Consider the following 9,084-nt stretch of genomic DNA (forward strand, 5'->3'; position numbering starts at 1 on the left):
GATTCACACTGGAATGGAGAACTTACAGACGGCATCTTCATTCTGCGATGAAGGGATAGCACTCAGCAATAGCTATGGTGCGCGCTCTAAACGCATATCTGCTTACCAAGCCAAGTACGAGTTTTTAAAGGCAGCAGGTAGGTTCAAGGAGGCCCTGAACTATCATGAGAAACTTTTGAGCTTGAACGACTCTGTGGTCAAGGCCATGAAGGATAAGGAACTCATGAACATGTTCACCAAGTATGAGATGCGAGAGAAGGACCAAGAACTCGAGTTGAGTAGCCGATTGCTGCAACAGCGCACCTCTACCAATCGACTGATCCTCATTTTTGGAGGTGGAATTCTATTGGGTGCTCTCATCTTCATTGTTTCCAGGTTGCGCACCAATCGAAAACTCAGGGCCCAAAAAGAACTTATAGAGAAGTCATTGACCGAAAAAGAACTCTTACTCCGTGAGATACATCATCGGGTCAAGAACAATCTACAGGTGATCTCGAGTATACTCAGCATCCAGAGTAGAGGAATCAAGGATAAGGAGGCGCTCAAGGCGGTCAATGAGAGTAGGGCGAGGGTGAAGAGTATGGCACTCATTCATCAGGACCTCTATGGTGAGGATAATCTGAAAGGGATCAGCGCTCAGACCTATATCACCAAGTTGAGCAATAGCCTCTTCAACTCCTATCGCGTGGATACCGACCGTGTGCGTATAGAGACCGAAGTAGAAGACCTCCTCATGGACGTAGATACAAGCGTACCTATAGGGTTGATCCTCAATGAGTTGGTGACCAATAGTCTCAAATATGCATTTCCGGGTGATAGGCAGGGTGAGATACGTGTAGAACTTAAAGAGGTGGATGACTCTTTGAGGCTTACCGTAGCTGACAATGGAGTAGGTATACCAGAGGAGAAGAAAGCAGCTTCTGAAGATTCTTTCGGTATGAAAATGATCAAGGCCTTCAGTAAAAAATTGGATGCGCAGTGGGAGATCATCACCGATAAAGGGACCACCGTCAAATTGGTAATCAATAACTACCATTTGGTGAACTGAAGTATAATTAGCAAACCAACCTGAACCATATGAAAAAAGTCGAGATCCTGATCGTAGAAGATGAGCCCCTAGTAGCAGAGGATATCGCAGGGCATCTCGAAATGTTGGATTTCGGGATAGCTGGTATCGTACATTCTGGAGAAGAGGCAGTGGACTATCTCAAGTCCAATGATCCGGACGCAGCCCTGCTGGATATCACACTGGCCGGAGAGATGGATGGCATAGAGGTAGCTCAATTCATCAATGAGCATAACAATATCCCCTTTGTCTTCCTTACTTCTCATGCCGATCGGGGAACCATCGAACGGGTCAAAGAGACTCGCCCCGGAGGATACTTGGTCAAACCCTTTGACGAACATGACCTATTGACAAGTATGGAGATGGCGCTCAACAATCATCTGCTGTTACACCCGCGATCAGCTACATTGACCTTGGAGAATACCAATCGGCATCTGGTGGATCCATTGAGCGAGCGGGAATTCGAGATATTACTATCCATGAAGAGTGGGAAGTCCAATGCGGAATTGGCAGAAGCTCATTTCTTGAGCATCAATACCATCAAGACGCACTTACAGAATATCTACTCCAAGCTGAATGCGCGTAATCGCACAGAGGCCATGTTCAAGGTCAATGAGATCTTGAATCATTCTTGAAGATGTCAGCACATCTTCTTTACGATCAATTCATATGAACAGTGCTCCTTCGTGTCACCGACCACTATTCTTCTTTCTCGATAGATCAAAAGGTCCAGCTGATACCTAGACTCGGTAGGATAGGTAGCTGATAGACGAATTCGAAGGAATCACGGGCGATGTAGAAGATATTCTCCCGGTTGTAGATGTTGGTCACTCCTAGATTGACCTCCACCTGCTGATGCTCATTGATGTCGATCAGCTTTTTCAGATTCAGGTCCAATCGGTGATAGGGGGTGAGACGTTTGCTGTTGAGGTCGCCCAGTATATTGAATACCTCATCGGGATTCTCATTATAATAGTCTCCGTCTATCTCTCCACCGAAGCTGAGTTGCTGAGCAAATCCTCTGTTGGGAGTGAAGGGCAGCTCCGACCCGAAGTTCCATCGGATGTTGGTCTCCCAGCTATTCTCCTTACCGAAGCGATAGGTACCGATCAGGTTGACGTTATGTCGTCTATCGAATACCGGTGCGTAAGAACGAATGCCGTCCCATCTATCCGACTTCTGCAATGAATACACTGCCCAGATATCGAAATCCCGCTCTTTATACTTGAGTACGAGGTCCACTCCTTGGGCCAGGCCGGTCTCAATGATGTAATTCTTCTTCAATTCATCCGGGACATCCGTATTGTTGATGTCATCCTCGAAGATCTTGTTCCGGTTGGTGTTGATCAATTGGGTGAAGTCCTTGATATACCCTTCCAGATTCACCTCCAGATTGCGCGTGATATCATACTCGATACCTGCCACGTAGTGAATGGATTTCTGCAGTCGATGTTTTCGGTCCACTACATCTCCCTCTTCTGTAACGAAGCTCTCCTGTAGATCCTCTGGTCCACTCAGGAAGCCATAGAAGAAGTTGACCACATCCCGGTCGGAATTGGCAGCGATGAGGTTCTGAGAGTAGAGACCAGCGGCTGCTTTCAGTCTGATCTGGTCGGTGATGTTGTATTTAGCTCCTACCCGGGGTTCAAATGAGAATTCGGCCAGGGAAGCATAGTAATGCCCGCGTATACTCGGCTCGAATACCAAGCGTTTGGCCTTGAGTTTATAGGAGAAGTACCCGGCCACCTCGGTCGTGTTCTCTTCCTGAGTGGTCTCCAGACCTATCGCATTACTGAATTTGAAATTGGTCTGGAAGCCCAGTACCTCGAATCCGTATTTGAATTCATTGTCCCCGCTGAAGTACTTGAAGTTCAATCCCATATTGAAGCCATTCACCCCACTCGATCGGGGAGGGAGGGTCACGTCACTGAGTTGGATCTCATAGTCGGAGAAGGCGAAATTCCCTTCGATCAGCGTAGGTGTATTCCCAGGGATGAGTACGAAATTGGCACCCACTCCATAGGTGTTCCAGTTCAGGTCACTCACACCTTGGTAGAATACCTCATCTTGGAAATTGAAACCGAAGAAGTTGACCTTGCTACCATTGGAACCGTTGAAACTCAGTTTCCCATATAGATCCTGATAGATGAAGGGGAGACCTTCTCCGTCATTGATCCAGGAATAAAGGGATTTAGAGGTCTTATCCAGATAGCTGCGCTTGGCCGATAGAACGAAACTGCTCGAGGCTCCACCTGGCTCACTGGGAGACTTCAAAGGTCCTTCGATGAGAGCCTTGGCACCGAAAGTCGATGCGCTCACCTTACCGGCAATCCGCTGCTTGTTCCCATCACGAGTGGTGATATCCATCACAGAAGAGATTCGTCCACCATACTCGGCATTGAATCCACCAGAATACACATCAGCATTTCGTAGGATATCCGTATCGAAGACCGAGAAGAGCCCGATCGAGTGGAAGGGATTGTAAACGATCATCCCATCCAGCAGCACCTTGTTCTGTACGGGACTACCACCACGTATATACAATTGTCCCCCTTGGTCACCGGTGAATACGACACCGGGAAGTACTTGGAGATACTGGGCCAGATCGGCCTCTCCACCCTGTGAAGGCAATGACTGGATTTCTTTGGGGGTGATCTTCTCTACCGAGATCTTGACCTGGTTCTGGGCATCTTGTTTTTCAGCACTGATGGTGACCGTGCGTATGTTGATGGCCGACTGGGTCAGAAATAGCTTCTTGGTCATTATCTCACCGGCTGCAACGGTGATGTTCTCTCTGAGCGTATCATAGCCCAGATAGGTCACAATAAGCGTGTAAGTGCCAGGAGGTACCTTGGTGATCTGATAGAATCCATTGACATCTGTAGCAGCACCTATGGTAGTACCTTGCAGATATACATTGGTGAAGATCACGGGCTCTCCCGTATCCTTCTCATAGACGAATCCCCGGATGGTGGCATCTTGGGAGAAAAGAAAACCGGATAGGATAAGAAAGAAGGTCGTAAGTGTTAAGGCACGCATAGGCCGAGTAGCTTATTGATTCGGGTCGGAGGCAAAAATAGACCATTCGTGAGGTGAGTACGGACCGTTTATAATCAATCGTTGTCCTTTATCACATTCTCAATGAATGAGCTTGAAGACCATTTCACGCATCAGTTCGCCATTGGAAGTGTTTCCGGTGGACCCTACGCCTTTGGATTTCATATCGTATTGGCGTAGGATGGAGATATTTCTCACCAAGCTTCCATAGCTGTAGCGTTTGGCACCTGCCAGTATCTTCTTTGCATAGAAGGGCTTGGCTTTCAGCACTGCTGCAGCGGTATCGGGATTGAAACTGCGCTTGGCATGCAGGATGATCATACGGGAGTACATGCCATACAGTGCACCGATCAGCGGCTGGATGGGATGGGAGCGAGGGTCGGCAGAGAAATACTTGACGATCTTCTGCGCTTTATAGACATTCTTGGTCAACAGCGCATCCTGTAATTCGAAGATGTTGTAATCCCGACTGACTCCGATCACTTTTTGGATCATGTTGGGAGTAACACTCAGACCATCCTTACAAAGCATGTGGAGTTTGTCGAGGTCTTTGCTTATCCGCTGTAGGTCGTCACCGAGATACTCGATCAACATAGAGGCCGATTTCATATCCAGGTCCAATTTCCTACGGGTGGCTTCCTTCTTGACCCAGTCTCCCAGTTTCCACTCCGGAATACGTGCGCTATTGAATACCACACCGTTCTTAGCTGCTGACTTGACCCATTTCTTGCGCTGATCCACCTTCTTCTTGAAGGCCAGCACCAGAATCGTACTCTGCACAGGCTGCTGCAAGAGAGGTTCGAGTTCCTCTACCTTTTTGAGATCCTGGGCCTCACGCAATACGACCAGATGATACTTGCTCATCATCGGAAAGCGCTTGGCCGTGCTGATAAGGTCTTTTACATCGGTGTCCTTACCATATAAGATGCTCTGATTGAACTCCTTCTCTTCCGGTGAGAGTACCTTCTCTACCAAAGTCTCACTCACTCGGTCCACGAAATAGGGTTCATCCCCGTGGAGCAGGTATATTGGACTCAGCTTTCCATTATGGATATCCTTTATGAGGGCATCGAATGTCATTGCCAACAAATCACGTAATTTATCCAAAGGAAACCGTCATCGATTTATCGACAATGGGTCAAGGTAGGATCAAGTGTATCGTCAGGAACAAGTGGGTAGCCATGACACCCGAAGAATTGGTGCGGCAAGGGGTATTGACCTTCTTGATTGATCAGTTGCATTATCCCAAGGGACGGTTTGTCGTGGAGAAGGTGGTCAAGGTCAACGGTATGAACAAACGTGCTGATGCGATTATCCATGATACTGAAGGAAGACCTCAGATGGTCATCGAGTGCAAGCGAAAGGATTCTCCACTTGACCAGCGCACCGTGGCGCAAATAGCCATGTACAATCGGTCCTTAGATGCTCCGTATCTACTTTTGACCAATGGAGAAGATGCCCATATACTTCACATCAGCATGGAATCGGACAGCATCTCGACCTTGCGTACTATCCCTAATTATGAAGAATTGATGAATCATGCGGTCTGAAGTCATCGTTTGCACACTCCTGCTGCTGCTCTCCATCTCCTCGATAGGTCAGCGAATCAAAGAATTACCCATCTCATATGAGCGCGTATTGTCAGATGAAGAAATGCGGGTGATCATAGATATCGATACACAGGACCTAAGAAGTTATTCCGATCGAGGTGATCTGAAGGTCTTGACCCAAGTAGATGATTACAAGCTGGTGTCCACAACCAAGGAGGTGATCCTGGAGATGGTGTCCAAGGGGGAGATCGGATACATCGAGACCCAGACCGCTACAGGTAGACCGCTCAACGATGTGATGGTCAACAATAACAATATTATCCCCATTCGACAAGGGATTGCTCCATTGGATACTGCCTACACAGGAGCAGGGGTGATCATCGGGATGATCGATACGGGTGTTGAATTACATCACCCCGATTTCCTGAACCCGGACGGTACCACTCGGATCCTCGAGTTGTGGGACCACACATTCGAATATGACGAGGAGCATATCCCAGAACCCTATGGTTTCGGTACACGATGGACCCAAGAGGAGATCGACCAAGGATTAGCTGTGCATCAGGATCAGGCAATATGGTTCGGTCATGGAAGCACCGTGACGGGCACCGCCTGTGGTAACGGCTCTGCCGTGAATGATTTTATGGGCGTTGCACCCAAAAGCGATATGGTCATCGTCTCCTTTGATTTCACCACCACCAGCTTCTTGGCCGATGTCATGCTTGCCGTACAATATATTTTCGAAGTGGCCGATGAGCATCAGAAACCTTGTGTGATAAATATGAGTCTAGGTACCTACTATGGATCTCATGATGCCAATGACCCGGCTGCGCTCTTCATCGAATCGGAACTTGAACAACCGGGGCGTATCATCGCGGCAGCCGTAGGTAACAGCAACGCTTTGGACCCCTACCATCTAGGAGTAGAGTTGCAATCAGATACATCATTTTCGTGGTTCGAGGTGGAGGACTCCCCAGTAGTAGGAGGTTCACGCGTGTCCTTCGACATTTGGGCTGATAGTGTAAACCTGAGCGGTATCGAGTTCCGTCTAGGAGGGGATATATTGGATGATTCCATACGCTTCAGAGGAGTCTCGGATTCATTTCATTACTCAGAGTCTTTAGGCCAGGTGATACTTCGTCCCATTCGCAATGCATCCAACGAGGTATTAGGAACCGCACAGATCTGGTCACAATACCAAGGGGAACAGGTGCAGATGCAGGTCTATATCAGTGACCCGGATTCTTCCGATTACATATATCGACTGATAGGATCGGGGACCGGTGCCTACGACATATGGAGCACATCCACATTCGGAACCAGCGATATGGTCCAAGCTGAGGATATACCCGAGCTCATAGGAATCGCTGAAATGGAGAATTTCACCGCACCCGATCGATTGATGCACATGGTAAGCTCTTGGGCATGCAGTGATAAGGTCATCACTGTGGGCAATTATATGAACCGTACATCCTACTTGGACTACACCGGAACCATCACCAGTGTAGAAGGCACAGATGGGGATATCTACATCACATCCAGCGCGGGTCCTACGCGTGACGGCAGGCACAAACCCGACATAGCAGCCACCGGTAGCGTGACCTTGAGCACGGGCAACTTCCCACAATTAGAGAATCTCATCCAGAATGAGCCTTTCAAAGTGGCTCCCGGAGGAATGCACTTCAGGAATGGAGGTAGCAGTATGGCATCTCCGGTATTGGCCGGTCTAGCCGCCCTCTTTTTGGAGCAATGTCCGGAGGCCAGATGGTCCGATTTCAAGGAAGCGGTCATACAGACTTCTGCCCTGGATGAGTATACCGGGGCCGTGCCTAACCCGTATTGGGGTTATGGAAAGGTCAATGGCTTCGGCCTGATGGCCTATGATGCTATCATACCTACAATTCAACAAGTTGGGGAGGAATTGATCGCTTCAGGAGGGGTCGATTATCAATGGTATGTGGACGGGATGGCCATTCCCGGGGCTGAAGACAGTGTTCTCATCTTCGAGAATTATGGGGACTATCAAGTCGAGGTGTTCAATGAGAACGGATGCTCGGTCTTCTCTGAGACCCTATTGGTCACTGATGTGGTCGAGCAGGACTTGATGCAGTGGACCATTTCTCCGAATCCAACGAAAGATGTTCTCTCAGTACAAGGCGTCCGATCTCCGATGACCATAGAATTGATGGATAGCTACGGGAATCTGATTCTCCGAGAACGGATCACAACAAATGTTCGCTTGGATCTTTCCGACCTCGCCAAAGGACTGTATATGGTACGGGGTATCACGGAGAATAATAATCGAGTACGGCCTTTCATCAAACATTGATTGCCATACATTTGCGCCCAAATCAATGGCATGCACCTTTCTGAGATTCTCACCATATCAGGCAAACCTGGATTATACAAGATCGTAGCACAGAACCCGGGAAGGGTCATCGTGGAGTCGATACCCGAGGGCAAGCGTATGCCCATATTCGTCAGACATAATTTCTCCATCCTCAATGACATCAGCATCTTCACCTATGATGAGGATCTTCCTTTAGGCGATGTGCTCAAGTCCATCTATGAAAAAGAGGACGGGAAAGAGACCATCAGCCATAAGGCCGATGAGAAGGAATTGGAAGCCAAGATGCTAGAAGTGGTTCCCAACTACGACAAAGAAGAAGTACGTCACGCAGACATGCGCAAGCTCTTCAAATGGTACAACTTGCTCATCGCGCAATCTCTATGGACTCCTGAAGATATGGAAGAGGACGATACAGAGTCCAAGGATGAGGAGGAGTGATGTCAGTGATTCATTTCTAGAATAAGAACACTATCGGCTGAAAGGCTCAGCGCACCTGATTTCAAGTCGATCTCAGAATCGTTCAGCACATCCCTACCTTCTTCGATCCCTTGTAGAAGCTCATCGTATTTTTCAAGTGGTATAGACTTCTTCTCATCACTGGTATTGAGAACCAGCATCACGATATTTTCATCATCGTATCTGAAGAGTGTGTAGATGCCCTGAGCATCCTCAGGGACGAAATGCAAGGTGTGACCCGTATGTATGACCGATTTCCCCTTTCGCCATTGCAGTAGTGACTGTAGGTATTCTTGCGCCTGCAACTGTTCTTCATCCAGTCCTTCTCCCGTGAATGCGCTTACTGGGTCATCTGGCCATCCACCTGGCATATCCGCCCGAATGACTCCATGTTTTGGATCATCTCCATTGCTGATGAGGACCTCAGTCCCATAGAAGATCTGAGGGATGCCTCTGGTGACCATCAGATAGGCCATGGCCATTTTCCATCGTTCAAGGTCTTCACCGATGCGCGCATAGATGCGGTCCATGTCATGATTGTCTGCAAAAGTGACCAAGTCTTGTGGGGCAGGATAGAGGAAGTCCAGAGCAAGGCAGCGATAGAG

8 protein-coding genes are annotated in these 9,084 nt (G+C 48.3%); 5 read left to right on the top strand and 3 right to left on the bottom strand.

From position 1 onward, the window contains the following. Positions 1–13: 13 nt before the first annotated feature. Both HKN79_08910 and HKN79_08915 read left to right on the top strand, forming a co-directional pair. Positions 14–1,048, top strand: coding sequence for a sensor histidine kinase (locus tag HKN79_08910; GenBank protein ID NNC83685.1), 1,035 nt, complete (start codon positions 14–16; stop codon positions 1,046–1,048). Between the two features lie 29 nt (positions 1,049–1,077). After that, complete coding sequence (locus HKN79_08915) at positions 1,078–1,701, top strand: response regulator transcription factor (GenBank protein NNC83686.1); 624 nt, start codon at positions 1,078–1,080, stop codon at positions 1,699–1,701. An 85-nt stretch (positions 1,702–1,786) separates the two neighbouring features. Here the strand turns inward: HKN79_08915 and HKN79_08920 are convergent, their stop codons facing one another. Further along, positions 1,787–4,105, bottom strand: coding sequence for a TonB-dependent receptor (locus tag HKN79_08920; protein ID NNC83687.1), 2,319 nt, complete (start codon positions 4,103–4,105; stop codon positions 1,787–1,789). Positions 4,106–4,204: 99 nt separating this feature from the next. Then, a complete protein-coding gene (gene holA, locus HKN79_08925) occupies positions 4,205–5,209 on the bottom strand; it encodes a DNA polymerase III subunit delta (protein ID NNC83688.1) in 1,005 nt (334 codons plus the stop codon). Between the two features lie 47 nt (positions 5,210–5,256). Here holA and HKN79_08930 point away from each other — a divergent pair, with 47 nt between their 5' ends. From HKN79_08930 to HKN79_08940, 3 genes are read left to right on the top strand one after another with little or no spacing between them, the layout of a single operon-like run. Then, positions 5,257–5,673 (top strand): type I restriction enzyme HsdR N-terminal domain-containing protein, encoded by a 417-nt coding sequence (locus HKN79_08930; protein NNC83689.1) that lies wholly within the window; start codon positions 5,257–5,259, stop codon positions 5,671–5,673. Further along, positions 5,663–8,002 carry a S8 family serine peptidase gene (locus HKN79_08935; GenBank protein ID NNC83690.1) on the top strand — a complete coding sequence of 780 codons (2,340 nt, stop codon included), beginning with the start codon at positions 5,663–5,665 and terminating at the stop codon, positions 8,000–8,002. Before HKN79_08930 ends, HKN79_08935 begins: the two co-directional genes overlap by 11 nt. Before the next feature lie 30 nt (positions 8,003–8,032). Further along, positions 8,033–8,461 carry a DUF5606 domain-containing protein gene (locus HKN79_08940; protein ID NNC83691.1) on the top strand — a complete coding sequence of 143 codons (429 nt, stop codon included), beginning with the start codon at positions 8,033–8,035 and terminating at the stop codon, positions 8,459–8,461. Between the two features lie 2 nt (positions 8,462–8,463). Here the strand turns inward: HKN79_08940 and HKN79_08945 are convergent. After that, a partial coding sequence (locus HKN79_08945) for an alpha-amylase (protein NNC83692.1) occupies positions 8,464–9,084 on the bottom strand: 621 nt, incomplete at its 5' end.

The sequence above is a fragment of the Flavobacteriales bacterium genome (genome assembly GCA_013001705.1).
Classification (GTDB): domain Bacteria; phylum Bacteroidota; class Bacteroidia; order Flavobacteriales_D; family JABDKJ01; genus JABDLZ01.